The 25,062-nt window shown below is 73.0% G+C and carries 29 protein-coding genes and 1 riboswitch; of the genes, 21 read left to right on the top strand and 8 right to left on the bottom strand.

Annotated features, from left to right (window positions below):
* The 5 genes from nadB to J2X60_RS01885 all read left to right on the top strand — a co-directional run bounded on the left by nadB (position 1) and on the right by J2X60_RS01885 (position 4,535).
* Positions 1 to 1,620 (top strand): L-aspartate oxidase, encoded by a 1,620-nt coding sequence (gene nadB / locus J2X60_RS01865; RefSeq protein ID WP_309886336.1) that lies wholly within the window; start codon positions 1 to 3, stop codon positions 1,618 to 1,620.
* Positions 1,617 to 2,501: a carboxylating nicotinate-nucleotide diphosphorylase gene (gene nadC / locus J2X60_RS01870; RefSeq protein ID WP_309886337.1), complete on the top strand. Its 885-nt coding sequence runs from the start codon at positions 1,617 to 1,619 to the stop codon at positions 2,499 to 2,501. Before nadB ends, nadC begins: the two co-directional genes overlap by 4 nt.
* A gap of 1 nt (position 2,502) precedes the next feature.
* Positions 2,503 to 3,642 (top strand): cysteine desulfurase family protein, encoded by a 1,140-nt coding sequence (locus J2X60_RS01875; protein WP_309886338.1) that lies wholly within the window; start codon positions 2,503 to 2,505, stop codon positions 3,640 to 3,642.
* A gap of 90 nt (positions 3,643 to 3,732) precedes the next feature.
* The gene (locus tag J2X60_RS01880) at positions 3,733 to 3,999 is read left to right on the top strand and encodes a hypothetical protein (protein WP_070418313.1); all 267 of its coding nucleotides are present in this window, start codon (positions 3,733 to 3,735) and stop codon (positions 3,997 to 3,999) included.
* Positions 4,000 to 4,244: 245 nt separating this feature from the next.
* The gene (locus tag J2X60_RS01885; RefSeq protein ID WP_309886339.1) at positions 4,245 to 4,535 is read left to right on the top strand and encodes a hypothetical protein; all 291 of its coding nucleotides are present in this window, start codon (positions 4,245 to 4,247) and stop codon (positions 4,533 to 4,535) included.
* Positions 4,536 to 4,556: 21 nt separating this feature from the next.
* On the opposite strand, the gene J2X60_RS01890 is transcribed toward J2X60_RS01885, so the two are convergent.
* Positions 4,557 to 5,018, bottom strand: coding sequence for an MSMEG_6728 family protein (locus tag J2X60_RS01890; RefSeq protein WP_261647219.1), 462 nt, complete (start codon positions 5,016 to 5,018; stop codon positions 4,557 to 4,559).
* 88 nt (positions 5,019 to 5,106) lie between these two features.
* Here J2X60_RS01890 and J2X60_RS01895 point away from each other — a divergent pair, with 88 nt between their 5' ends.
* Complete coding sequence (locus J2X60_RS01895) at positions 5,107 to 5,703, top strand: NAD(P)H-dependent oxidoreductase (protein ID WP_309886340.1); 597 nt, start codon at positions 5,107 to 5,109, stop codon at positions 5,701 to 5,703.
* Between the two features lie 167 nt (positions 5,704 to 5,870).
* Here the strand turns inward: J2X60_RS01895 and aroQ are convergent, their stop codons facing one another.
* Complete coding sequence (aroQ, locus tag J2X60_RS01900; protein ID WP_070418316.1) at positions 5,871 to 6,314, bottom strand: type II 3-dehydroquinate dehydratase; 444 nt, start codon at positions 6,312 to 6,314, stop codon at positions 5,871 to 5,873.
* Positions 6,315 to 6,453: 139 nt separating this feature from the next.
* Here aroQ and J2X60_RS01905 point away from each other — a divergent pair, with 139 nt between their 5' ends.
* Together J2X60_RS01905 and J2X60_RS01910 are read left to right on the top strand one after the other, a co-directional pair.
* Entirely contained in the window at positions 6,454 to 8,124 is a 1,671-nt protein-coding gene (locus J2X60_RS01905; RefSeq protein ID WP_071294544.1) for a sodium:solute symporter family protein, read from the top strand.
* A gap of 30 nt (positions 8,125 to 8,154) precedes the next feature.
* Positions 8,155 to 8,484, top strand: coding sequence for a hypothetical protein (locus tag J2X60_RS01910; RefSeq protein ID WP_309886341.1), 330 nt, complete (start codon positions 8,155 to 8,157; stop codon positions 8,482 to 8,484).
* A 215-nt stretch (positions 8,485 to 8,699) separates the two neighbouring features.
* Here the strand turns inward: J2X60_RS01910 and J2X60_RS01915 are convergent, their stop codons facing one another.
* Positions 8,700 to 9,233 carry a DUF3800 domain-containing protein gene (locus tag J2X60_RS01915; protein WP_309886342.1) on the bottom strand — a complete coding sequence of 178 codons (534 nt, stop codon included), beginning with the start codon at positions 9,231 to 9,233 and terminating at the stop codon, positions 8,700 to 8,702.
* A 96-nt stretch (positions 9,234 to 9,329) separates the two neighbouring features.
* On the opposite strand from J2X60_RS01915, the gene J2X60_RS01920 reads away from it, so the two are divergent.
* The 3 genes from J2X60_RS01920 to J2X60_RS01930 are packed head-to-tail and all read left to right on the top strand — an operon-like array spanning position 9,330 to position 11,251.
* Positions 9,330 to 9,746 carry a VOC family protein gene (locus tag J2X60_RS01920; RefSeq protein ID WP_309780072.1) on the top strand — a complete coding sequence of 139 codons (417 nt, stop codon included), beginning with the start codon at positions 9,330 to 9,332 and terminating at the stop codon, positions 9,744 to 9,746.
* A gap of 39 nt (positions 9,747 to 9,785) precedes the next feature.
* Positions 9,786 to 10,403 carry a DNA-3-methyladenine glycosylase I gene (locus J2X60_RS01925; RefSeq protein WP_309780071.1) on the top strand — a complete coding sequence of 206 codons (618 nt, stop codon included), beginning with the start codon at positions 9,786 to 9,788 and terminating at the stop codon, positions 10,401 to 10,403.
* Between the two features lie 38 nt (positions 10,404 to 10,441).
* Positions 10,442 to 11,251: a DJ-1/PfpI family protein gene (locus tag J2X60_RS01930; RefSeq protein ID WP_229086308.1), complete on the top strand. Its 810-nt coding sequence runs from the start codon at positions 10,442 to 10,444 to the stop codon at positions 11,249 to 11,251.
* A gap of 1 nt (position 11,252) precedes the next feature.
* Here J2X60_RS01930 and J2X60_RS01935 read toward each other — a convergent pair whose 3' ends face one another.
* On the bottom strand, positions 11,253 to 11,723 hold the full coding sequence (locus tag J2X60_RS01935) for a GNAT family N-acetyltransferase (RefSeq protein WP_309780070.1): 471 nt from the start codon (positions 11,721 to 11,723) through the stop codon (positions 11,253 to 11,255).
* Complete coding sequence (locus J2X60_RS01940; protein WP_309886343.1) at positions 11,720 to 12,481, bottom strand: LysR family transcriptional regulator substrate-binding protein; 762 nt, start codon at positions 12,479 to 12,481, stop codon at positions 11,720 to 11,722. The genes J2X60_RS01935 and J2X60_RS01940 overlap by 4 nt, the downstream gene beginning before the upstream one ends.
* A gap of 33 nt (positions 12,482 to 12,514) precedes the next feature.
* Between J2X60_RS01940 and J2X60_RS01945 the strand changes: the two genes are divergently transcribed.
* On the top strand, positions 12,515 to 12,904 hold the full coding sequence (locus J2X60_RS01945) for a DUF5997 family protein (protein WP_070418322.1): 390 nt from the start codon (positions 12,515 to 12,517) through the stop codon (positions 12,902 to 12,904).
* 36 nt (positions 12,905 to 12,940) lie between these two features.
* Positions 12,941 to 13,447 (top strand): hypothetical protein, encoded by a 507-nt coding sequence (locus J2X60_RS01950; RefSeq protein WP_309780068.1) that lies wholly within the window; start codon positions 12,941 to 12,943, stop codon positions 13,445 to 13,447.
* Here J2X60_RS01950 and J2X60_RS01955 read toward each other — a convergent pair whose 3' ends face one another.
* Entirely contained in the window at positions 13,448 to 13,858 is a 411-nt protein-coding gene (locus tag J2X60_RS01955; protein ID WP_309886344.1) for a phage holin family protein, read from the bottom strand. It abuts the gene before it with no gap.
* A gap of 376 nt (positions 13,859 to 14,234) precedes the next feature.
* On the opposite strand from J2X60_RS01955, the gene J2X60_RS01960 reads away from it, so the two are divergent.
* A complete protein-coding gene (locus J2X60_RS01960; protein WP_309886345.1) occupies positions 14,235 to 14,762 on the top strand; it encodes an Lrp/AsnC family transcriptional regulator in 528 nt (175 codons plus the stop codon).
* Position 14,763: 1 nt separating this feature from the next.
* Here J2X60_RS01960 and J2X60_RS01965 read toward each other — a convergent pair whose 3' ends face one another.
* Positions 14,764 to 15,195, bottom strand: a complete 432-nt coding sequence (locus J2X60_RS01965) for a GNAT family N-acetyltransferase (protein ID WP_070418328.1) — start codon at positions 15,193 to 15,195, stop codon at positions 14,764 to 14,766.
* Positions 15,196 to 15,306: 111 nt separating this feature from the next.
* On the opposite strand from J2X60_RS01965, the gene J2X60_RS01970 reads away from it, so the two are divergent.
* From J2X60_RS01970 to ribH, 7 genes are all read left to right on the top strand, one after another.
* Entirely contained in the window at positions 15,307 to 16,662 is a 1,356-nt protein-coding gene (locus J2X60_RS01970; protein ID WP_309886346.1) for a hypothetical protein, read from the top strand.
* A 90-nt stretch (positions 16,663 to 16,752) separates the two neighbouring features.
* On the top strand, positions 16,753 to 18,399 hold the full coding sequence (locus J2X60_RS01975; RefSeq protein WP_309886347.1) for a chaplin family protein: 1,647 nt from the start codon (positions 16,753 to 16,755) through the stop codon (positions 18,397 to 18,399).
* A 173-nt stretch (positions 18,400 to 18,572) separates the two neighbouring features.
* Positions 18,573 to 19,886 (top strand): alpha/beta hydrolase-fold protein, encoded by a 1,314-nt coding sequence (locus tag J2X60_RS01980; RefSeq protein WP_309886348.1) that lies wholly within the window; start codon positions 18,573 to 18,575, stop codon positions 19,884 to 19,886.
* Complete coding sequence (locus J2X60_RS01985) at positions 19,883 to 22,306, top strand: DUF2156 domain-containing protein (protein WP_309886349.1); 2,424 nt, start codon at positions 19,883 to 19,885, stop codon at positions 22,304 to 22,306. The genes J2X60_RS01980 and J2X60_RS01985 overlap by 4 nt, the downstream gene beginning before the upstream one ends.
* 197 nt (positions 22,307 to 22,503) lie before the next feature.
* Positions 22,504 to 22,638: riboswitch (FMN riboswitch) on the top strand.
* Between the two features lie 91 nt (positions 22,639 to 22,729).
* Positions 22,730 to 23,431, top strand: coding sequence for a riboflavin synthase (locus J2X60_RS01990; RefSeq protein ID WP_309886350.1), 702 nt, complete (start codon positions 22,730 to 22,732; stop codon positions 23,429 to 23,431).
* Positions 23,431 to 24,201 carry a 3,4-dihydroxy-2-butanone-4-phosphate synthase gene (gene ribB / locus J2X60_RS01995; RefSeq protein WP_309886351.1) on the top strand — a complete coding sequence of 257 codons (771 nt, stop codon included), beginning with the start codon at positions 23,431 to 23,433 and terminating at the stop codon, positions 24,199 to 24,201. Before J2X60_RS01990 ends, ribB begins: the two co-directional genes overlap by 1 nt.
* Positions 24,198 to 24,677 carry a 6,7-dimethyl-8-ribityllumazine synthase gene (ribH, locus tag J2X60_RS02000; protein WP_070418333.1) on the top strand — a complete coding sequence of 160 codons (480 nt, stop codon included), beginning with the start codon at positions 24,198 to 24,200 and terminating at the stop codon, positions 24,675 to 24,677. Before ribB ends, ribH begins: the two co-directional genes overlap by 4 nt.
* Positions 24,678 to 24,841: 164 nt before the next feature.
* Here the strand turns inward: ribH and J2X60_RS02005 are convergent, their stop codons facing one another.
* The gene (locus J2X60_RS02005) at positions 24,842 to 25,012 is read right to left on the bottom strand and encodes a hypothetical protein (protein WP_156794867.1); all 171 of its coding nucleotides are present in this window, start codon (positions 25,010 to 25,012) and stop codon (positions 24,842 to 24,844) included.
* Between the last annotated feature and the right edge of the window lie 50 nt (positions 25,013 to 25,062).

The raw sequence follows: 25,062 nt of genomic DNA on the forward strand, positions 1-25,062 counted from the left end.
GTGCACGTCGTCATCGTCGGCTCCGGCATCGCCGGACTCACCGCAGCGATCCGCGCGAGTGCCCGTCACGACGTCACGCTGGTGACGAAGGGCGCGCTCGCCGACGGCGCGACGGCGTACGCGCAGGGAGGCGTCGCCGTCGCGCTCGGCGCCGACGACTCCGCGTCGCTCCACCAGGCGGACACCCACGTGGCGGCAGCGGGCAGCGCCGACGCCCGCGCCGTCGAGGTGCTCTGCACCGACGGCCCCGCGCGGGTGCGGGACCTGCTGTCGCTCGGCGTCCCGTTCGACCGCACCACCGACCCGACGAGCCTCGACCGGTACGGCGACGACCTGGCCCGCGGGCGCGAGGCAGCGCACGGCCGGTGGCGCGTCGTGCACGCGGACGGCGACGCGACCGGGGCCGCCATCGAGCGCACCCTCATCGCCGCCCTGCACCGCCGGCACGTCACCATCCTCGAACGGACCTGCCTCGTCGACCTCGTGGTCCGGGACGGCTCGGTCGTCGGGGTCGACGTCCTCGACCTCCTCGGCGAGCCCCGGCGGATCGACGCGGACGCCGTCGTGCTCGCGTCCGGCGGCGCCGGGCACCTGTTCCGCGAGACCACCAACCCGCTCGTCGCGACGGGCGACGGGCAGGCAGCCGCCTGGCGTGCCGGTGCCGTGCTGGCCGACCTCGAGTTCGTGCAGTTCCACCCGACCCGCCTCGCGGTCCCCGGCGGCGGGCTCGTCTCCGAGGCGGTCCGTGGCGAGGGAGCGGTGCTCCGTGACGCACGAGGGCACCGCTTCATGGTGGACGTCCACCCCGACGCCGAGCTCGCCCCCCGCGACGTCGTCGCCCGGGGCATCGCGGCCGCCGTCCGGGAGCAGGACGGAGGGCCCGTGCTCCTCGACGCGACCGGCATCGACCCCGCCTTCCTCGTCCGGCGCTTCCCCGGGCTCACCCGTGCGACCCGGTCCGCCGGCTTCGACTGGACCCGCGAGGGCGTCCCCGTCTCCCCGGCCGCGCACTACTCGATGGGCGGGGTCGCCACCGACGCCGAGGGACGGACGAGCCTGCCCGGCCTCCTCGCGATCGGCGAGGTCGCCTGCACGGGCGTCCACGGCGCCAACCGGCTCGCGTCGAACTCGCTGCTCGAAGGACTCGTCTTCGCGGTCCGCGCAGCGGACGCGCTCGACGTGCCGCGACCCGGCAGACTCCGCCTGCGCGGCGACGCGGGTCTCCCCGTCACCAGCGTGCCGGGTGCGACCGACGTGATCCGCGCCTCCCGTCCCCTGCTCCCAGGAGGCGCGGCTCGACCCACCGACGCCGCCGACGTCCGCCAGGCGGTCCAGTCCGTCATGACGGACCGGGTCGGGCTCCTCCGCGACGCGAGCGGTCTCGCGAGCGCACGACGCGACCTGGCCGCCCTCGTCGCGCCCGAGCCGACCGGCGTCCGTGACCTCGAGGACCGGGCACTGCTCGACCTCGCCCGGGTCACGGTGCTCGCCGCCGAGGCCCGGACCGAGTCCCGTGGGGCCCACGCCCGCACTGACCACCCCGACACCGATCCCGCAGCCCCCGCGTCGACCGCGTGGGTCGCCCAGCACACCGCCGTCCCGCAGGAGGTACCCGCATGACCGTCGACCCCGGCACGATACCCCCGCACGCCCTCCGACGCGTCATCGACACCGCGCTCGAGGAGGACGCCCCCTGGGGCGACGTCACGAGCGAGACGCTCATCCCCGCAGACGCCACGGCGACCGCGACCCTGGCGGCGCGCGAGCCCGGCGTCCTCAGTGGGGGCGACGTGTTCGTCACCGTGATGCACGCGGTCGACCCGACGATCGACGCGGTCCTGCACGTGCCGGACGGCAGCCGGTTCACCGCGGGCGACGTCCTCGCGACCGTGAGCGGTCCCGCCCGGTCGGTCCTCCGTGCCGAGCGCGTCGCACTGAACCTCGCGCAGCGGATGTCCGGCATCGCCACGGCGACCGCGACCTACGTGGCGGCCGTGGCCGGCACCCGTGCCCGGATCGTCGACACCCGCAAGACGACGCCCGGTCTGCGGGCCCTGGAGCGGTACGCCGTGCGGTGCGGCGGCGGGCACAACCACCGGACCTCGCTGTCCGACGCCGTGCTCGCGAAGGACAACCACCTCGCCGTGCTCCTCGCCGGCGGGATCGGCATCGGGGACGCGATCGCCGCGGCCCGCGAGCGGCTCGGGCACACCGTCCACCTCGAGGTCGAGGTGGACCGCATCGACCAGATCGAGCCCGTCGTGGCGGCCGGCGTCGACACGATCATGCTCGACAACTTCACCACCGACCAGCTCGAGGCCGGGATCCAGGTCGTCGCCGGGCGAGCCCTCGTCGAGGCCTCCGGCGGAGTGTCCCTCGACACCGTCGCCGCGATCGCCGCCACCGGGGTCGACGTGATCTCCGTCGGGGCGCTCACCCACTCGGCGCGGGCACTCGACCTCGGGCTCGACGTCGACGTGGCCGTCGGCACCGGCGTCTGACGTGTTCTACCTGGACCGCGCGGCCACGTCGCCCGTGCGCCGCGAGGTGCTCGAGGCGATGTGGCCGTACCTCACCGGGACGTTCGGCAATCCGTCCTCCACGCACGGGGTCGGCGATGCCGCAGCCCGGGGTCTCGCCGACGCCCGCGCCACCGTCGCCGCGGTCCTCGGGTGCCGCCCGGCCGAGATCGTGTTCACCACCGGCGGGACCGAGGGTGCGAACACCGCGGTGAAGGGCATCGCCCTGGCGTCCCCCCGCGGTCGCCACGTCGTCACCAGCGCGATCGAGCACGAGGCGGTGCTCGAGAGCTGCCGGTACCTCGAACGGTTCCACGGGTTCGACGTCACGGTCCTGCCGGTCGACCGCGACGGGGTCGTCGACCCGCACGTCCTCGCGGCAGCGCTCCGCCCCGACACCACCCTCGTCTCGATCGCGCACGCCGACAACGAGATCGGCACGGTGCAGGACGTGCCGGCGCTCGCCGCGGTCGCCCACGCGGTCGGGGCCCGGTTCCACACCGACGCCGTCCAGTCGGCGCCGTGGCTCCCGGTCGGGCTCGACGTGCTCGGCGTCGACGCGGTGTCGGTGTCCGGGCACAAGCTCGGCGCACCGAAGGGCACCGGCGTGCTCGCCGTCCGGTCCGGCGTGGCGCTCGAACCGTTGCTGCACGGTGGGGGACAGGAGCGGGGGAGACGCTCCGGCACCGAGGACGTCGCGGGTGCCGTCGGCGTCGCCACGGCCTTCGCGCTCGTCGCCGCGGGCCGGGACGACGCGGCCCGGACCGCGACCGCCACCCGGGACGCCGTGCTCGACGGGGTGCTCCGGTCGGTGCCCGGGGCGTTCGTCACCGGGTCGCGGACGTCGCGGCTGCCCGGCCACGCGTCGTTCTGCTTCCCCGGGGTGAACGGCGAGACGGTCCTGCTCGAGCTCGAGGAGCGCGACGTCGTGTCGTCGTCCGGGAGCGCCTGCGCTGCCGGCAGCACCGAGGCCTCGCACGTGCTCACGGCGCTCGGCCTGTCCGACGAGGTCGCCCGGACGGCGCTGCGCCTGACGTTCGACGCCGGCCTGACCGCGGCGGACGTCCCGGTGGTCGTCGATGCCATCGCCGCAGCTGTCGCGACCGTCCGCGCGCTCGCCTGACACCTGACGAGGGTGTACTAGACGTTCTACTCCATGAGTGGGGTCGTGTCCCCCCTTTTGCGGACCGGCGAAGTGCGCCAGAGTGTTCACATGGCAAACGCGATGACGACTCGGGTCCGGCAGGAGGACCACTTCCGGGCGGTCCAGCTCCTCCCCGCACCCGCGACCGTCCTCGCGCTCGTCCTGGCCGCGCAGCACGACCTCGGCACCGCCCCGCTCGGGCTCATCGCCGTCGTCGGAGCACTGGCGACCATCGGGAGTGCCCTGCTCCCCATGGTCCGGCCCGCCGCGGCCCGACGGTCGATGCCCGCACCGACCGAGACGGACCGGTACCGAGAGGACACCGAACACCCTTGAGGACCAGCACCGTCGAGTCCGACCCCTGCGGACTCGCCGGTGCGACGAGCCGGACCAGGTTCCCTGACCTGCGTCCGGCGCGGGGCACGACACCCCCTGATCCGTCGTGCTCCGCAGCACCTGTGACCCGTCGTGGGCGCGGGCGTCGCTTCCCCTGTGCGATGCCCGAACCCCCTGTGCCCACGGCGGGTCCCGGTGCGCTGCTCCGCGCCCACGAGCCCGGGCGCTCGCACTAGCGTGGGACCGTGCCCTCCTACCGTGTGACCCTCGCCGTCGGAGCGCTCGCACCCGGCACCGCCCCGGACGCCGTGCTCCCCGAGGCCGCCCGGCTCGTCGCCGAGCTCGTGGTGGTCGAGGCGCGGGACGTCCGACTGCTCGGCGGTGTCCCGTGCGCAGTGGTCCGGTTCGAGTCGCCGTCGGACGACGTGGCCGGAGCCGTCGCCGAGCACGCGGCCACCGGGCTGCGAGCGACAGCCGAGGTGCGGTCCGTCGCGGTCACCCGCCGTGACGGCGGTCGCTGGACCCCGATCGCCTGAGGCGACGAGGAGGACGCGTCGTCAGCGCGGCACCGGCGCGACCGTCCCCGGCCAGACGTAGTCGAGGTCGTCCGGCACGTCGGGGAACAGCGGCCGGTAGTGCTCCGGCGCCTTCTGCACGAGCTTCGACCGGTGCGAGCGGTGCACGGCGGGGTCCGCGTTCCACGACGGCACCGGGTAGTCGGCCCGCTCGTACGCGTCGAGGTCCTCGGGGACGAGCGCGAGGTCGGCGAGCGTCTTCTCCAGGCAGGTGTCGGCGTACCCGCGCTCGGTCCAGGCGCGGCACGTGGCCTGCTGGTACGCCATCAGTGCCGGTCGGTACCCGCGCCACATCGCCACGACGGGGTGGTGCTGCCAGCCGTAGTCCGGCAGCGTCAGTGCCCGCATCACCTGCAGCGTCTCGACCCGTTGCTTGCCGAGCCGCCGGTCGTCGAGCACCTCGGCCGAGGCGCGGAAGTCCGGGTACGGCAAGAACGTCTGCATGGCGCGGACGGTACGCGGCGGCGCTGGAACCCGACACATGCCGTCACACGCCGACCGACGGGCGTCCAGGCGTGTGAGCATCGAGCACATGAGCGGAGAACTCGTCGTCGGCGTCAGTGGCAGCCCCTCGGACCCCTCGCGGACGTCCACCCTGGTGGCTGCGACGGTGGCGCGCCTCGGACAGGAGATCGACGACGCCCGCACCGAGACCGTCGAGATCGGGCCGCTGCTCGCCGACCTCGGCGCGGCACCGTCCCGCGAGGCGATGTCGGACCGCACGCGACGCGCGCTCGAGACGGTCGAGGCGGCGGACGTCCTCGTCGTCGGCAGCCCGGCGTTCCGCGCCGCGTACTCCGGTGCGTTCAAGCTCTTCTTCGACTGGATCGGGCAGTACGACCTCGTCGACACCCCGGTGCTGCTCACCGCGACCGGCGGGAGCGATCGGCACGCCCTGCTCGTCGAGCACCAGATGCGGCCGCTGTTCGGCTTCTTCCAGTCGACGACGCTGCCGATCGGCGTCTTCGGCAACGAGCGGGACTTCGCCAAGCGCGAGGGCGGCTACGACATCGCGAACGTCGACCTCGAGCTCCGCATCGACCAGGCCGTGCAGCGGGCGCTCCCGATCATCCGCGGGGGCTTCGCCACCGCTGCCACCACCGAGGTCCGGCGCCCCGCCGACTTCTGACCGGGACCCGTCGCGCGGCGAGTCTCGGCTCCGCGGACACTTCCGTGGTCCGTCGACCGCGAAAGTGTCCGCGGGCGCGAGACTCGGCGCACGCCGGCCGGGCGCGCGCGCGGGCGCGTAGGACGGGAGGCGCGGTGCGGGCCCGACCCGCGCCTCCTGGAACTGACTCAGCCGAGCAGCGACGCGACGTGCGCGACCGCCAGGCGGTAGCCGTCCGCGCCGGCGCCGGCGATGACGGCCGTCGCGGCCGTCGCGACGTGGTCGACGTGCCGGAACGGCTCCCGCTTCCACGTGTTCGAGAGGTGCACCTCGACGACCGGTACCGACAGCGCCTCGACCGCGTCGTGCAGCGCGACCGAGGTGTGCGCGTAGGCGGCGGGGTTGATCACCACGCCCACGAAGTCGTCGAGTGCCTCGTGCAGCCACTCGACGAGCTCGCCCTCGCGGTTCGTCTGCCGGAAGTCCGCCTCGAGCTCGTGCACCGCGGCCTCGGTGTGCACGATCGCCTCGATCTCGGCGAGCGTCACCGTGCCGTACTGGTCCGGGTCGCGCCGTCCGAGGATGTCGAGGTTCGGGCCGTTGAGGACGAGGATGCGCGGCTGCTCGGTCATGCCAGGAGCCTACCGAGCGCCCGCAGTCGCATTGCGGGTGCGATGCATACCTCGGCTATGTGAACGGTCACAATTCGGTGTAACGTTCCCGTCCGGGTCGGCGGAGTTGTCGATCGCAACACACTGACGTGGAGTTTGAATGGTTCTCGCTGCAGCGAACAACGGGATCCGGCTCGATCTGGGCTGGGTCGACTACCTGATGATCATCGTGTACTTCGCGGTCGTCATCGGGATCGGTTTCACCGCCCGGAAGCAGGTCCGGACGAGCATGGACTTCTTCCTGTCGGGCCGCTCGATGCCCGCGTGGATCACGGGCCTCGCGTTCGTGTCCGCGAACCTCGGCGCGACCGAGATCCTCGGCATGGCCGCCAACGGTGCCCAGATCGGCATGGCGACCCTGCACTACTACCTGGTCGGTGCCGTGCCGGCCATGGTGTTCCTCGGGCTCGTGATGATGCCCTTCTACTACGGGTCGAAGGTCCGGAGCGTGCCGGAGTTCATGCTCCGCCGCTTCGGCAAGGCCCCGCACCTGGTGAACTCGATCGCGTTCGCGGTGTCGAACGTGCTCATCGCCGGCATCAACCTCTACGCCATGGCCATCGTCATCGAGGCGATGCTCGGCTGGCCGGAGTGGCTCGCGATCATCGTGTCCGCGGGCTTCGTCCTCGTCTACATCACCCTCGGCGGGCTCTCCAGCGCGATCTACAACGAGGTCATGCAGTTCTTCGTGATCATCGCCGGCCTCATCCCGCTGACGATCGTCGGTCTGCACCGTGTCGGTGGCTGGAGCGGCCTCTCGAAGGCCATCACCGAGACCCAGGGCGTGCAGCACCTGCAGGCGTGGGCCGGCACCGGCTTCGGCGACGTCACGAACCCGATCGGTGCGAACTGGCTCGCGATCGTGCTCGGCCTCGGGTTCGTCCTCGGCTTCGGCTACTGGACGACGAACTTCACCGAGGTGCAGCGCGCGTTCTCGGCGAAGAACATGTCCGCCGCCCGCCGCACCCCGCTCATCGCCGCGATCCCGAAGCTCTTCATCCCCGCGATCGTCGTCATCCCCGGCCTCATCGCCGCGGCCGTCGTGGGCAACCAGTTCGCCTCGGGCGCCCTCGACTACAACGACGCGATCCCGAAGCTCATCCAGATGTACCTGCCGACCGGTGTGCTCGGCGTCGCGGTCACGGGCCTCCTCGCCTCGTTCATGGCCGGTATGGCGGCGAACGTGTCGTCGTTCAACACCGTCTTCACGTACGACATCTGGCAGCGCTACATCAAGCCGAACATGCCCGACGTGCACTACCTGAAGACCGGGCGCTGGGTCACCGTCGTCGGCGTGCTCGTCGGCATCGCGACCGCGTTCATCGCAGCGCAGGCGTCGAACATCATGACGTACATGCAGACGCTGTTCTCGTTCTTCAACGCGCCGCTGTTCGCCGTGTTCATCCTCGGGCTGCTCTGGAAGCGGATGACCACCGCCGGTGCGCTGTGGGGCTACATCCTCGGCATCGTGACGCCGACGATCACGTGGATCGCGTACCTCGTCAACCCGGACCTGTTCGCCACCGCGACCGCCGAGACCCTCTACGGCGCGATCATCTCGTTCGTCACCGTGCTCGTCGTCGGGTTCGTCGTGTCGATGGTCACGAAGCCGAAGGACGAGAAGGAGCTCGGCGGGCTGGTGTACGGCGTCGGCAAGATCGACCTGCACAGCGACTCCGTCGCGACCGACACCGCCTGGTACCGCTCCCCGGCGCTGCTCGGCACCGTCGCACTGATCCTGTGCGTCGTCCTGTACCTCCCGTTCCTCTAGGCCCGCGAAGAACCGCGAAGGAGATCTCCCATGAGCGACAACAACACCGCCATGACCGAGGAGCAGAAGGCCGCCCTCGTCCGCTCCACCCGCCGACTCGACCTGCGTCGCATCCTCGGTGGCCTGTTCGTCCTGTACGGCGTCATCGTGACCATCGTCGGCATCGTGCACTGGAACACCGACCCCGAGAAGACCGGTGGCATCCACATCAACCTGTGGGTCGGGCTGTCGATGCTCGTCGGCGGGCTGCTCTTCTTCCTCTGGGACCGGCTGAACCCCGTCCCGGCGGAGGACATCATCGGCCAGGCCGAGGCCGAAGAGCACCAGAAGGCGGCCGGCGAGGGCCGCGACCTCGCGTGACCAGCTGAACTGACCGACGGACGGGAGGCGCGGTGCCGGCTGGCATCGCGCCTCCCGTCCGTCTCGGTGCCGGTTGACGGCAGTTCGGCGGCGGTCCTAGTATTGATATGTCGATCGGGTGCTGCTCGATCGGAAGTGAGCCCCGGAGCATCCTGCAGTCAGCGCGGGACCGGGGTTTTGCGCCGTCGGGGCCAGGTTTCGACGGACGCGGCCGGTCAGCTGACGGCGATGACCGTGTGCGGCGTCGCAGCGGGGATCATCCCGTGCAGGTGAGCGCCACACGCTGTGTCTGCAAGCCCGAGCAGCGGTTCGTCGGCGCCGCGAACGTGCTCGTACCGCAAGGTGTGCCCGACTCCTCGGGCACGAAGTGATTCGAGCATCGACGCGTCGCTCGAGTCGCGCGCCGACCCCCGAGACTCGAGCACGAGGACGTGCACCTCGCGGCGTTCGAGTCCCCACACCAGGCGTTCGAGGCATCGCCGGCGGCGTCGCTCTGCGCGTGCTGGTGCGCCGTCGTAGAGCACCACGACGAGTGCGGCGGTGTGCACGAGCAACCCGATCCAGGTGAGGCGCTGTCCGTCTGTGGCTTCGTACCAGTGCAACTTCCGCATGCGTTTCGGGGTGGCGGCACGAACTGCGTCCCGCGCGGGATCTGCGTGGCGATCATCGACGACCGCGGCGGCCATCACGTACGCGGTGTGGTCGCGACCGCCGCCCGGCTCGGACTCGTCGACGTACGCGCGGTGCATCGAGCCAGTATATTGCGTACCGGTTGCTTCGCCGGTGAAACGGTTGCGCTCCGACCCCGGGCGCGCCAGGTTGAGCACGACGAAAGGATCCTCCCCATGGACACGATGGTCTTCATCAACCTGCCCGTCGTCGACCTCGAGCGCTCGAAGGCGTTCTACGAGGCCCTCGGCTACTCGATCAACCCGGCGTTCAGCGACGACACCGCGGCGTGCGTCGTGGTGAGCGACACGATCTACGTCATGGTGCTCACCCACGCCAAGTTCGCGGAGTTCACCACGAAGACCATCGCCGACGCCGACACGATCGAGGTCATCAACTCGCTCAGCGCCGACTCCAAGGACGAGGTGCACCGGATCGTCGACGCAGCGGTCGCCGCCGGCGGCTCCGAGGACCGCCCCGAGATGGACCTCGGGTTCATGTACCAGCGGAGCTTCGTCGACCCCGACGGGCACCGCTGGGAGTACGTGTGGATGGACCCGCAGGCAGCGCAGGACGGTCCGCCCGCCGAGTGAGCGACGACGGGTGTCGGCGGCGACGGCCAGGATGGTGCCATGAGCTCCGAGTCCGTCGCCGCTGCCCCGTCCGACCTCGTCGTGGGTGACGACGGCCTCGCCCGGCCCGTGTGGGCATCGAGTGACGAGCTGTTGCGCGACTACTACGACACAGAGTGGGGCATGCCCGTGCGCGACGAGCGCGGAGTGTTCGAACGCCTGTCGCTCGAGGCGTTCCAGTCCGGGCTGTCGTGGCGGACGATCCTCGCGAAGCGTCCGGCGTTCCGGGCAGCGTTCGCGGACTTCGACGCCGACACGGTCGCGGCGTTCGGCGAGGACGACGTCGCACGGCTCATGGCCGACGCCGGCATCGTGCGGAACCGGGCGAAGATCCTCGCGACGATCACCAACGCGAACGCCACGATCGCCCTGCGCGAGGACGGCGGCCTGTCCGACTTCGTGTGGTCGTTCCGGCCGGCGACGACGCCCGAGCCGGTCACGTACGCCGACGTCCCGACGAAGTCGGATGAGTCCGTCGCACTGTCGAAGGCACTCCGGAAGCGGGGCTTCGCCTTCGTCGGGCCCACCACGATGTACGCGCTGATGGAGGCGCTCGGCATCGTCGACACGCACCTCGTCGGCAGCCACCGCCGGGGGACCTCCGGCGTCTGGAGCTGACCCCGACGGTGCCGACGGTGCAGGGCTAGGGTCGCGGCATGAGCTCCGAGAACCCACGCGTCCGCCCCGTCCACCCGGTCGAGGCCGAGGTGGTGGAGGTGCCCCTCGACGCCGAGGTGCCGACGCCCGAGCCGTCCGACGACCCCGGTGCCGGCACTCCCGAGCACGACCCGGCCGAGATCCGGATCGCGTTCCTGTTGTTCCCCGGCCTGACGCAGCTCGACCTGACCGGGCCGGCGCAGGTGCTGTCCCGCGTCCCGGGAGCCCGCGTCGAGTACGTCGCGGCGACGCTCGACCCGGTACCGAGCGACTGCGGGCTGTCCCTCGTGCCGACCACCACCATCGCGGACGCCAGCCCGGCCGACGTGCTCGTCGTCCCCGGCGGCGACGGCGCCTTCGACGCGATGCTCGACCCCGCGGTGATCGCGTTCGTCCGGCGCGAGGCCGAGCGCGCCACCTGGGTGACCTCCGTGTGCACCGGCGCGTTCGTCATCGGCGCGGCGGGGTTGCTCGCCGGCAAGCGCGCGACGACGCACTGGGCGTCGAAGCCGATGCTCGCGGCGTTCGGCGCGCAGCCGGTCGACGACCGTGTCGTGGACGACGGGGCCGTCGTCACCGCGGCCGGGGTGAGCGCCGGCATCGACATGGCGCTCTGGCTCGCGGCCGAGCTGGCGGGGCAGCCTGCAGCCGAGGCGATCCAGCTCCAGATCGAGTACGACCCGCAGCCGCCGTTCGACGCGGGTTCGGCCGTCCGGGCGGACACCCGGATCGTGACCGAGGCGCGTGCCGCAGCGGAAGCGGCACGTGGTGACCGGGTGGCGCGGGCGGCCGCGGCCGTGATGCGCTGAGTCAGACGAGCGGAAGCTGCATCTGCGTCGCGGTGACGCCGTAGCCGAGTCGCTCGTAGAGGTCCTGCGCGCCCGTGTTGTACCCGAACACGTTCAGACCGATGGTCCGGGCGCCGTTCGCTCGGGCGACCTCGTGCGCCTGCTCGAGTGCTCGGCGGGCGTGCCCCCTGCGTCGGTGCGGCTCGTCGATCTCGACGTCGAACACCCACCAGTCGGTGCTGCCCGGTGCGAACGGGCCGATCCAGAGGTACCCGACCACGGCGTCGGCACCGTCGAGGACGTCCCAGACGAAGTGCTCGGGCAGCGGCGTGCCGTCGGGGAACCACTTGTCGAGGGACTGCTGCTTGTTCGCCTCGGCGCGCTCCCGCGTCTCGCCCGCCCGGATGCGTGACTCGACGTACTCCGCCATCGTGCGGTCGAGCCACCCGGGCAGTCGCTCGGCCGGCATCGCGACGAGGTGCGTGTCCGTCACCGGTTGCCCTTCGACCCGCGCTTCGGCTTGCCCTTCATGCCGCGCTGCACACGCCCGCGACCGGTCGAGTTCTTCCCGCCGCCGCTCTTGCCTCCGGTGCCCTTGGTGGCGCCGCGCTTGGCGACCGTCTTCGCGTTCGACGGTGCGGCCTTGCCGCCGCCCTTCGCCGGACGCGACCCGTCCTTCGGGTCGGGAGCCGCGCCTCCTGGCTGGTCCTGGTCGCCCCGCGAACTGTTCGCGGTGCGCCCGCGGACCACGCCGATGAACTCCTCGGTGGTCTCGGTGGCGTCCTCGGAACGCCAGACGAGCACGATCCGGGTGCCGGGCCAGCCGGCGAGCGTGCGGCTGACGAGCTCCTTGCGGCTCGCGGCACGGAAGAGGGACTGGGGGAGGACGGCCACGCCGACGTTCGCCTCGACCAGGTCGAGCGTGGCGTCGACGTCGTCCGGGACCGGGCCGGGGTCGACGACGTGCACGTCCGTCGCGGCGAGGTCGACCTCGGCGAGGTCCGCGAGCGGGGAGTCCTTCGGCATCGCGACGACGGCGGTCTCGGTCCAGAGCGGGATGGCGTTGTGCGCGTCGGAGACGGGGACCCGGGCGAACACCATGTCGGCCTCGCCGGCGAGTGCGTCGTCGACCTCGTCCGCTCCGATCGGGCGGAGTCGGAGCTCGGTCGTGGGGAAGCGCTCGCGCCAGACGCGGGCCCACTTCGCGGGGGACACCCCCGGCACGAAGGCGATGGTGAGTGCCGCGGTCATGCAACCGAGCATAGGGGCCGTACCCTTGTGTCCATGGCGCAGGAACAGACCATGAAGCCCGAGACGGCCGCGAAGAAGCTCGGCATCCTGCTGGCGGCCGCCCCGGAGACCTTCCGGGACGCGCCGATCAGCCGGACCGCGTTCGACGAACTCCGCACGGAACCCCCGACCTGGCTCGAGGACCTCCGTCGCGACGGACCGCACCCGCGACCCGTCGTGGCGCAGAAGCTCGGCGTGTCGATCTCGGGGCTGACCCGTGCGGGCATCGACGAACCGCTCACCACGGCGGAGATCAAGACGCTGCTCGAGCAGAAGCCCGAGTGGCTCGTCCGCGAGCGCGCGACCCAGGCCGCGGTGCACGCCGAGAACGCCCGCGTGAAGCAGGAGCGTGCCGCGAAGGCCGCTGGCCGCACCGAGGACTGACCCGACCCGCACCACCCCGCCGCCCGAGGACACCCCGTGCACGAGACCGTCGCCGACGCCATGCTCGTCGTGCCGCAGTTCGCGTCGGTGTGCTGCATCGTGGGGGACCGGTACCGGCCTCGCCCGGGCGTGATCGTCCCCGCGGCGGTGATGCTCGTCGCGATGCTCATGCCCGTCGTGCACGCCGGAGCGGTGTGGACGCTCTTCGCCGCCACCGTGCTCCTGCTCCTCGCGCCGCTGCCCGTCATGCGGCGGCGCCGCGCCGACGGTCGCCGCGCTGAGCCGATGGACGTCCACCGGGCGCTGTCCGCGGTCGTGATGTCCGGGATGCTCCTGATGGGGCACGCCACGGGCATCGCCGACGGACACGCCGGCCACGGCATCGCCCTGACCGCGGTGCTCGGCGCCGGAGTGATCGGCTACGCCGCGTTCAGCGGGTGGCTGCTCCGCCACGAGTGGGCACGAGAGGACCGGCGTGCCGTCCGGAGCGGCGAGGTCTTCGCGATGACGGTCGCCGTCGTCGGCATGACGCTCGCGATGTAGTCAGCGGTTCGCCACGCGCTCCTGCACCTCGTGGATCGTGTCGGACGGCACCGGCGGCACACCCCGACGGATGCCGGCGATGCCGACGGCCGCGAGGACCGCGGTGACGACGCCGAACACGACGAGCGTGATGCCGGTCGCGGCCCAGAGCGGGAGCGCGAGCGCGAGCAGCACCACCACGAACCCGGCGAGCAGGACGAGGGTCGTCAACGCGAACGCCACCGCGACGCCGGTGAGCACGAGGCCCGTCTTCGCGCCGTTGACGCGGTCGCCGATCTCGCGTCGTGCCGATGCGACCTCGTCGCGGACGGCGCGGAGCACCGGCTCGAGCGCCTTCTGCACGAGCCCGGCGGTGACGGTGTCACGGAAGGACGGCTTGCCGGTCGTGGTGTCGTCGTGGTCGGTGCTCATGGTGTCTCCTGTTCCTCGGGCGCGGTCGTCCGCACCCACCAGGGTGACGCGTCGGGGACAGGAGTCGTCACGCCTGCGACGCGCATGCTCGGCGGGTTCCCAGGACCCGCGGTGACGAGGAGGTTCCGTCCGGCGCGTGACCGTCCTGGTTCGCGGATGCCGGGGATCGTGAACCGGAACGGTCACGCGCCCAGAAGAACACGGCTTCGGCGCGTCCGCCGCGCGGACGAGCGGGCGGCGGACTGGAGGCCCGGCTCGCGTCGACGACGCGGGCCGGGCCTCCGGAGACGGTCGGGTCTCCACCGCCGTGGTGCGTTCGGACGCGCTCACCGGGGTCCTGCGGCAGCTCCTCGCCGGGCCGCGGTAGCGTCGAGCCGTGTCCGATCGCCACGTCCGTCGCCCCGATCCCGCGCCGCGCCTCGACGAGGTCGACGAGCGGATCCTCTGGACCCTCGCCGCCGACGCCCGGATCCCGAACAACCGCCTCGCCGCTGCGGTCGGCATCGCCCCGTCGACGTGCCTGACGCGCGTCCGTGCACTCGAGGACGCCGGGGTCATCCGTGGCTACCGGGCCGACGTGGACGTCGCACGGCTCGGCTTCGCGATCGAGGCGATGGTCTCGGTCCGGGTGCACGCCGCAGCACGCCACGAGCTCCGCGACTTCGCGAAGCGGCTGCTCCGGGTGCCCGTCGTGCAGGACGTGTCGTTCCTGGCCGGCGACAAGGACTTCCTCGTGCACATCGCGTGCACGTCCACCGAGCAGCTCCGAGACTTCGTGGCCGACGAGCTCAGCGGCGATCCCTCGGTGGCGACGACGCAGACGAACATCGTGTTCGAACGGCTCGTCGCCGACCGTGGACAGCAGGGGCGGTCGTTCGACGAGCTCCGGCGCTGGCGGGCCTGACTCAGCGCGTACGGGTCATCGGGAGGTGGGGGATCCCGTCCTCGTTGAAGTCCTCGCCCGAACGCACGAACCCGAACCGGGCGTACCACTGCTCGAGGTGCGCCTGCGCGTCGATCGCGATGCGCGGGGAGCGTGCCTCGGCGATCGCGGCCTCCATCAGCAGCGACGAGAGTCCCTGGCCCCTGGCGGCCTTCGCGGTGGCGACGCGGCCGATGCGCTCGGTGCCGTCGTCCTCGCGGAGGAGCCGGAGCGTGGCGTCGACCGAACCCTGCCCCGCCCAGAACTGCAGCGTGCCGGGCTCGAGGTCGCGCCCGTCGATGTCCGGGTAGGCGGCTGCCTGCTCGACCACGAACACGTCCTGCCGGAGTCGCAGGATCTCGTGCAGGGTGACGACGTCCAGGTTGCGCGTCGGGGCGTTGAAGATCGAGACCAAGACCGGCCTTTCCTGACGATTTCTTCCGAAACAGGGTGCGTTCCGGAACGGAGCGGCGTACATTGCCGGACAACCACTCTACGTGCGCAGCCGAGATCAGGAGGTGAGCGCATGGACCAGCCGTTGCGCGCACCCTGGCGCGCGATGATCCGGTACGTCGTGTTCGGCGTCGGCATCGCCGCTGCCCTCGTGCTGCTCTCGTTGGTGCTCGGCGCTCGTCCGGCCGCGGCGGCCCCCGCGCCCGCCCAGCAGACGCTGCAGAACCACCCGTCGCAGCAGCGCGGGCTGGTCGGCGGGGTCGTCGACGGCCTCGGCGACACCGTCCAGGGCGTCGCCGGTGGGGTCGGGCACGTCGTCGACGGCGTCGTCGCCCCGGTCCGGAAGGCCGTCGTCCCCGCCGCTCCGGCGGCCCCGGCCGTGCCCACACCGAGCGCCCCGGCAGCGCACCCGGCACCCGCGGCCCCGGCGGTACCGGCCCCCACAGCTCCGGCACCGACCCGCCCGTCGAGCGCCGCTCCGGCCCACACGCAGCCGTCGAGCCCCGCTCCGGCACCGTCCACACCGGCACACTCCGCGCCCGCCCCGGCTGCACCTGCAGCACCGGCAGCGCAGCCCGCACCGGCCGCAAGCGCCCCCGCGGCGGCACCCGCAGCGACCAGCGCGACCCCCGCAGCACCGCAGGCCGGACCGGCGGAGGCGAGCAGCGCCTCCAGGCCCGTCACCGGCACGGTCGCGACCGTCCTCCGTCCCGTCACCGGAGCCGTCCAGACCCTCACCGACGCTCGCCCCGTGACCACCGTCGTGCACACGCTCGACCAGGTGGTCGGCGGCCTCCCGGTCGTCGGCACGGCCCTCGGCGACGACATCCTCGGAACCGTGACCGACCCGGTCAGCGGGCTGGTGGACGACACCCTCGGCGGCGTCGGCACGGTCGTCGGATCGGTGCCGGACGTGCTCACCGGCCTGCCGCCGACGGTCGGCGGCGTCCTGCCAGGAGGCACGGATCCCGTCGTCGGCCTCCCCACCGCTCCGGTGGGCGGCACGTCCACGGCCCCGGTCGCGTCGACACCGTCGCTCACGTCCCCGAGCGCTGCCAGCGCGGTCGCGCCGGCAGCCGTGGCGCAGGGGAGCGCTGCCGAGCGGACGGACGCCGTCTCCACCGAGCGGGCCTCCGTGCTCGCCGGAGGCGCGAGCGCCGCCGCTGCAACGGGCGTGCAGGACGCGACGTTCGGCGATCGGGCCCTCCTCGTCCCCGAGGGCCACGGCGTCACGTTCGGCGGCCCCGCGGACGGTTCCGCCACCGGTTCCCTCGGCGGCAGCGCTGCCGGTTCCGCCGGGTCGGCAGCAGCCGTCGGCATCGTCGGTTCCGACGACCAGGTCTCCCTCGCCGCGGGGTCACGCGGCACCATCGCCGACGACGCGGTCCCCGCGTCCATCGTCGGCGAGCACGACGTCGCCCCTGACTGAGACCGGTGCGCCTGTCCGACACGGCAGGCACGCACCGTCGGCCGCCATCGCGGTCGGTCCACATCTCATCTCGATCAGGGAGCAACGATCATGAACAAGTACGTCTCGAGAGGGCTCTGGTTCGCCCTCTTCGTCGGCGGTCTGACGCTCGGGGGTGCGGTCGCGGCGAACGCGGCGACGACCTCCGGAGCGGACGGCACCGCCTCGGGCACACAGGTCGCGCCGTCGATCGACGCGCCGGTGTCCGCGACCGGCAACGCACTCGGGGTCCTCGGCGACGCGGTGTCGTCGGTCACCCGTCCGGCAGCGCCCGCGGCCCCGGCCGCACCGTCGTCCTCGGCTCCGGCCGCGACACCGTCCACGTCGGGCGCCGACGGCATCGCCTCGGGGACGCAGGTCGTACCCGACGTCGCGGCGCCCGTGCAGGTCTCGGGCAACGCGATCGCGGTCGGTGGCGACGCTGCCGCGGCATCCGCACCGGCCGCGGCTCCGGCTGCTCCGGCGGCCCCTGCTGCTGCGCCCGCTGCGGCGCCGACGACCTCCGGGTCGGACGGCATCGCCTCGGGGACGCAGGTCGCCGGTGCGGTGACCGCGCCGGTCTCCGCGACGGGCAACGCGGTGGCGGTCGGCGGCGACGCCGTGTCCGCTGCCGCCACTCCTGCCGCGTCGGCGCCCGCCGCCTCGACGCCTGCTGCTCCGGCTGCTGCGCCGACGACCTCGGGGTCGGACGGCACGGCCTCGGGGACGCAGGTCGCGCCCGTGGTGTCCGTCCCGGTGACGGTGTCGGGCAACGGCATCGGGCTGCTCGGTGACGGCACCTCGGCGGGGGCAGCTGCCCCGGCGGCCGGCACCACGACGCCGGCCGCGGGCGGTTCGACCTCCGGCAGTGACGGACTCCTCTCGGGGACGCAGGTCCTCGGTGCGGTCTCCGTCCCGGTGACGGTGTCCGGCAACGGCATCGGGCTGCTCGGTGACGGTGCCAGCTCGGGGTCGACGGCCCCGGCGGCCGGCACCACGACGCCGGCCGCGGGTGGTTCGACCTCCGGGTGGGACGGCACGGCCTCGGGCACGCAGGTGTCCCCGGTGGTGTCGGTTCCGGTGACGATCGGTGGGAACGGCATCGGCCTCGTCGGGGACGGCACGAGCACCGGTTCCACGGCCCCGGCGACCGGGACCACGACGCCCACCACGGGCGGCTCCACCTCGGGTGACGGGGGACTGCTCTCGGGCAGCCAGATCACACCCGTGATCAGCCTCCCGATCACCATCGGCGGCAACGGGATCGGCATCGTCGGCGACGGCACCAGCTCGACGACGACGCCCGGTGGCGGCACCACTCCCGGTGACGGCACCGACCCCGGTGACGGCACGGACCCGGGCGACGGCACCACCCCTGGTGACGGCACGGACCCCGGAGACGGCACCACCCCTGGTGACGGCACCGACCCCGGCGACGGGAACGGCGCCGGCGACGGCACCACGCCCGTCTCGGTGACCACCCCGGCCACCGGGGCCGGTGCAGTCGTGGCGACCAGCGCCTCCCGGCCCGCGACGGTCGTCGCGACGACCGCCGGTGCCTCGACGGTCGTCCAGGCCGCCGTCCGCACGGTGGCTGCGTCGAGCAGCCAGCCGGCCCTCGCCTACACGGGAGCGTCCTCGCCGGTCGTCCCCGCCGGCATCGCCCTGCTGCTGCTCCTCGCCGGAGCGGGGACCCTGGTGCTGCGCAAGCGGCACTGACGTCCGACGGGCTCGAGGGGCACCGCACCGCGGTGCCCCTCGCACCCGTGCCCACTGTCCGCCGTCCGCTGGACGAACGCCGAAGACTCTCTGGGAGCCGACCATGGCGAACCTGTGCGGAGCAGAAGCGCCTCCGAGGCCGCCCGGCAGCGGGGCAGCGCCACGATGAGAGCGTGCTCCACGACCTCCTGCGCATCCCCATCACGGGCTCGACCGTCCTCGTACCGGTCGACGTGCTCGCCGCCGTCCTCGTCGTGTGGGCGCTCCTCGCCCGGCCGCGGTCGCTCGGCCGCGTCCTCGTCCGGATCGCCGCCCTCGGCGTCGGTGCGGTCGCCGGGCTGGCGCTCGTCTGGTGGTTCGGCGACGTCCAGGACGCGTTCGGTGTCGCGTTCACCTCGGTGACCCGGATGTGGGTCGCCCTGGCGTGCGCCGGGATCCTGCTGCTGGTCGTGCTGCTCGTGCAGGGCGGCTGGACGGGCCGGGTGGTCGCCGGGGCCGCCGCCGCGAGCCTGCTGCTCGCAGCGGGACTCGGCATCAACGTCGACTTCGGCCTCTACAAGAACGTCGAGCAGGCCATCGCCACGAACCCCTACAAGACGCGGACCCTGGCGGAACGGGACCCCGCGGTCGAGCGGCTCGTCGACCTGCACGACTGGCACGCCCCGGCGGACATGCCGAAGAAGGGGGAGACGTTCAGCGTGACGATCCCCGGCACGATCTCGCACTTCCACGCCCGGAAGGCCGTGGTGTGGCTCCCGCCGGCCGCGCAGGTCCGGAACGTTCCGGCGCTGCCCGTGCTCGTCGCACTCTCCGGGCAACCCGGCGAACCGGCCGACCTCTTCCAGACCGGCGACATCGGCCACTACCTTGACCGGTATGCAGCAGCGCACGACGGCCTCGCCCCGATCGTCGTCGCCCCGGACCAGCTCGGCGCGCCGAACCGCAACCCGATGTGCGTGGACTCCCGGCGGCTCGGGCGCAGCGAGACCTACGTCATGACGGACACCGTCGACTGGATCCGGAAGCACCTCGCGGTCGCCACGGCACCGACGGGCTGGGGCGTGGTCGGTTTCTCCGAGGGGGCCACCTGCGCGATGCAGTTCTCGTCCGCCCACCCCGACGTCTTCGGGTCCGCGCTGGCGATCTCGAGCGAGATCGCACCGAAGAACGGCAGCCTGCAGCACACCATCGCCGTCGGCTTCGGCGGTTCTCGCTCCGCCTACGACGCCGCGACGCCGGTCGCCGAGATGCGCGCCCACGGTCGGTACGCCGACCACCTCGTCGTGTTCGGGGTGGGCGGGGACGACGCCCCGTACAAGGCGTCCACCGCCACGCTCCGTGTGGCGGCCGAGCGGGAGGGCATCGCCACGCAGCTGGTCGTCTCCCCGGGGTCGGCGCACGACTGGAACACCGTCCGCTACGTGCTCGCACACGGCCTCCCACCGGTGCTCGACCACCTCGGGCTCCCCGCGAGCGGACCGCTGTGAGCGGCGTCGCATCGGCACTGGCGACCGTCCGCCGGGTCGTCGTCACCCGCCCGGTCACCACGGCGATCGTCGTGCTCGTGCTGGCGACCTCGACGCTCGCGTTCGTCCTCCGGCTGGAGCACGGAGCGCACGCGACCGTGTTCGGTCCGTTCCGGGTCTTCGCGGCGTCCACCGGCGTGCTCGCCCTGCTGCTGACGCTCGCCGGGGTGGTCGTGCTCGTCGGGGCGTCGGAGCGGCTCATGGGGTCCTGGCGCACGGCACTGGCGTTCGTGGTCACGACCGTCGTCGGTACGGGCATCGCCGCGTTCGCCGTGCTCGTCGACCTCGACGGCAAGGGCGCCGTGCCGATGGTGCTCGGCCGGGCGACGAGCTTCGACCCCTGGACCGCCATCGTCGGCACGGTCGTCACCGCCAGCGCCTTCGCGGGGACGCTGTGGCGGCGACGGATCCGGGTGAACGCCCTCGCCGTGGTCGCCGCCCTCCTGCTCTACGCCGGGCACGTCTCCGACCTGTCCGCCGTCCTCGCCGCGGCCGCCGGGTGGTTGCTCGGCGAACTCCTGCGCCGCACGCCGAAGCGGCAGGGCTGGGTGCGCAGCTCGCACCGCGAGATCCGGGTGCTGCTCGGCACCGCGGTGCTGGTGTCCGCCGTCGGCCCCGTCATCGCGCTGGTGTCCCGCGCGCGGGTGGGACTCCTCGCACCGATCGCCGCGGTCGTCGGCGCCGGCCCCGTCACCCCGGTGCGGGGCTGCCGTGCGGACGCGGTCGCGGGGGAGTGCCTCCGCGGGCTCCTGTCCTTCCGTGCGACCGACCCGTGGACCCTCGTGCTCGCCGTCGCGCCCCTGCTCGTGCTCGTCGTCGGTGGACTCGGACTCTTCCGCGGCAGTCGCTTCGCGGTGTGGCTCGTGGTCGTCGTCGACACGGTGACGGCGATCGCCGCCGCGATCACCTACGGCCTCGTCCCGGGGCGCGTCGTCGCGCAGCACGGCCTCGAGGACCAGTTCGTCACGGACGTGTCCATCGTCGCGTCGATCGTCGTGCCGCTCGGGACCGCGGTCGTCCTCGTCGTGCTGCGTCGGTCCTTCACGGTGCTCACCAGCCGGCGCCGCGTCGTCGCCTTCGCGGTCACCGTCGGTGCGGCCGCGGTCGGCATCGTCGTCGTGGTGCTGGTCGTCGCCGCGTCCTCGGCGCACCACGTCGAGGACCCCCTGCGGCTGGCGCTCGCCGCGCTGGGCCCGCTCGCACCGGTGAGCTTCTGGGACCGGCTCCCGTCGCTCGACCACGCGCTCCGGCTCGTGCTCGGGCTGAGCGGGCCGGTGCTCTGGCTGGTCGTGGCGATCGCCGCCGTCCGGCCGACCGGGGCCGTCGAACCCGACACCGACGCCGACGCTGCGCACGCCGACCGCGAGCGCGCCCGGGCCCTGCTCGTCGCCGGCGGCGGGGACGCGTTCGGCTGGATGACGACCTGGCAGGGCAACGCCTACTGGTTCGCCGAGGACGGTCGCGCCGGCGTCGCCTTCCGCCGCAACGGCCGCGTCGCGGTGACGGTCGGCGGGCCCTTCGGCTGGCCCGATGCCCGCACGGCGGCGATGACCGCGTTCGCCCGGTGGTGCGACGACAACGGCTGGACGGCGGTCTTCTACGGCATCGGCGCGGAGACCGCCGGGGTGCTCACCGCGCAGGGCTGGGCGACGCTCCCGGTGGCCGAGGACGCCGACTTCGATCCCCGGACGTGGACGACGAGCGGGAAGAAGAAGCAGGACGTCCGGACCTCGGTGAACAAGGCGGCGCGCGAGGGCCTCACCGCGACCTGGTCGAGCTGGCAGCAGCTGCCCGCGTCCACCACCCGGCAGATCGAGGCGATCTCCGAGGAGTGGGTCGCCGAGCGCGAGCTGCCCGAGATGGGGTTCACCCTGGGCGGGGTCGACGAGATGCGCGACCCCGCGGTGCGCACCCTCGTCGCGCAGGACCCCGAGGGCACGGTGCTCGCGGTCACCAGCTGGTTGCCGGGGTACCGGGACGGTCGGGTCGTCGCCTGGACGCTCGACGTCATGCGACGCACACCCGCGGCACCGAACGGCGTGATGGAGTTCCTCGTCGCGAGTGCGGCCGACCGGATGCGCGAGGACGGCGTCGAGCGACTCAGCCTGTCCGCGGCCCCGCTCGCGCAGGCCGCCGAGGGCCCGCAGGCGAACGACGGCGTGCAGAGCCTGCTGGACCTGGTCGGCGGGGTCCTCGAGCCGGTGTACGGGTTCCGGTCGCTGCTGCGGTTCAAGCAGAAGTTCGGCCCCGAGCTGCACCCGCTGGTGCTCGCCTACCCGGACCCGGTCGCGCTGCCGGCGATCGGGATCGCGGTGGTGCGCGCGTACCTGCCGGACCTGTCGCTCCGGCAGGCGGTGGCGTTGGCGCGCGGGCGCGGCTGAGCAGACGGACCGACGGACGGTTCGGGAGGCGCGGCGCACCTCCGCCCCGCGGCCAGCGGGACCGGGTGGCGGACGCGGGTCGCGGGGTCGGCCGCACCGCGCCTCCTGGACCGCAGTGCGGTCACGCGACGTCCGGTTACGCCCACGGAACCGGCGCAACGTGTCCGTCACCTGCGTGGGGTATCGTTCCCGGTACGCAAGCGCTCCGGGGTCGGTGCAAGTCCGAACCGGTGGTGACAGTCCACGAACTGATGACGGGTGCGAACCCGGCAGAGGTTGACCCGGTGGAAATCCGGGACCGACGGTGAAAGTCCGGATGGGAGGCGCGCTGGCGGACGAGACGTCCCACGATCCGTGGGTGCGACCCGTCCGTCGATGCCGACGATCGTCGAACGCCCCCGGAGTCCCGTTGAGAGGACACCAGTGTTCACCGGCATCATCGAGGAACTCGGCACCGTCACCGCCGTCGAGCAGCACGGCGACTCCGTCGCGCTCACCGTCCGCGGGCCCGTCGTCGTGCAGGACGCCCGGCACGGCGACTCCATCGCGACGAGCGGCGTCTGCCTGACCGTCGTCGAGCAGACCCCGGAGACCTTCACGGCCTTCGTCATGAAGCAGACGCTCGACATGAGCGCGCACGGGTCGCTCGCGGTCGGCGACCGGCTCAACCTCGAACGCGCGGCCTCGGTCGGCGACCGGCTCGGCGGGCACATCGTCCAGGGCCACGTCGACGGCACCGCCACCGTGCTCGAGACCGCGGACGGCGACGGCTGGCGGCGCGTCCGGTTCTCGCTCGCGCCGGACCTCAGCCCCCTGGTCGTCGACAAGGGCTCGATCGCGATCGACGGCGTCTCGCTGACGGTCAGCGCCGTGTCCTCCGAGGACACCCCGACCGCGGACGCCTGGTTCGAGGTGAGCCTCATCCCCGAGACGCTCGAGGCCACCACGCTCGGCGCCCGCGTGCCCGGGGACCGGGTGAACATCGAGACCGACGTCCTGGCCCGGCACGTCCGGCGGATGCTGCGGCTCGACGCGGCGGTGCGGCCGCTCGAGGGTGCCACGGGACCGCTCGAGGGCGACGCGCGTCCGCTCGAGGGTGCCACGCTCGGCCAGGAGGCACGGTGATGGTCGCCGGGGCACGCCCCGCCGCGCAGGCGGGTGCCTCTGGTGCGGTCGCCGGGTCCGGTGCGGTCGCCGGGGTCGGGGCCGGGGTCGCGGAGGCGTCCGGCGGGCCCGGCGCGCTCGGGTTGTCGAGCGTCGACGAGGCCATCGCCGCCATCGCCGCCGGCCGCCCGGTGATCGTCGCCGACGACGAGGACCGCGAGAACGAGGGCGACGTCATCCTCTCCGCCGAGCTCGCCACCCCCGAGTGGATCGCCTGGACCGTGGCGCACTCGTCGGGGTTCATCTGCGCCCCGGTGAGCGTCGAGATCGCCGACGCACTCGACCTCCCGCCGATGGTCGCCCACAACGAGGACGTCCGCGGGACGGCCTACACCGTGACCGTCGACGCCGCCGTCGGGGTCACCACCGGCATCAGCGCCCACGACCGAGCGCACACGTTGCGGGTCCTCGCCGACCCGGCGTCCGTGCGCGACGACCTGCACCGGCCCGGACACGTCGTGCCCCTGCGCGCCCGTCCGGGCGGGGTCCGCGAGCGTGCGGGCCACACCGAAGCCGCGATCGACCTGGTCACCGCCGCCGGGCTCAGGCCCGCCGCGGCGATCTGCGAGATCGTCGACGAGGACGGCGGCATGATGCGTCTGCCGGGACTCCTCGGACTCGGGGCACGCGCCGGCGTGCCCGTCATCACCATCGCCGCGCTCGCCGACTGGCTCGACGCGGCAGACCGGGCAGCGGCGGAGTCCGCGCCCACGGAAGGAACGGCACGATGAGCGGAGCAGGCGCGGCGGACCGCGACCACGTCGACGGCAGCGGCATCCGGGTGGCGATCGTCGCCGGGCAGTGGCACGACGAGATCGCCGGGGGCCTCCTCGCCGGGGCGCAGCGCGAGGTCGAGCGGCTCGGTGCCACGGCGGAGGTCATCCCCGTCCCCGGGAGCTTCGAGCTGCCCGTGGTTGCGAAGGCCGCGCTCGAGGCCGGGTTCGACGCGGCGGTCGCCCTCGGCGTGATCATCCGCGGTGGGACCCCGCACTTCGAGTACGTCTCGGACGCGGCGACGAGCGGCCTCACCCGGGTCGCGATCGACGCCGGCAAGCCCGTCGGCTTCGGCGTGCTCACCCTGGACGACGAGCAGCAGGGCCTCGACCGTGCCGGGCTGCCCGGTTCGAAGGAGGACAAGGGGGCCGAGGCCGTGCACGCCGCCGTGTCGACCGTGGTGACCCTGCGTCGGCTGCGCGTGCTCGCTTAGGCGACCCGCGCCTCCTGGGCCGCCGCGCGTCAGCGCGTCGCTCCTGCGTTCGCACAACCGAAATCACCCCGCGCCACGCGATCACGTGGTGCGGGGTGACTTCCGTTGTGCGAACGGCCCCGCACCTCTTCAGGTGCGGGGCCGTTCGTGTGCGGTGGTGCTGACTACCGCTTGCCGAACACGTGGATCGGCAGGAAGAAGGAGAGGCACATGAGCACGAGACCGCCCATGAAGATGAACGCCTGACCCGAGCTCACCTGGAACGCGAAGCCGAACAGGTACATCGAAACCAGCAGCAGCAGGATCGAGAAAACAGCGGCGATGACGCGGCCCACAGTGGTACCTCCGGAATCAGGCGGGTGATCGGACCCAGTCTATCCCCAGG

The organism is Curtobacterium sp. 320 (genome assembly GCF_031455235.1).
Lineage (GTDB): Bacteria > Actinomycetota > Actinomycetes > Actinomycetales > Microbacteriaceae > Curtobacterium.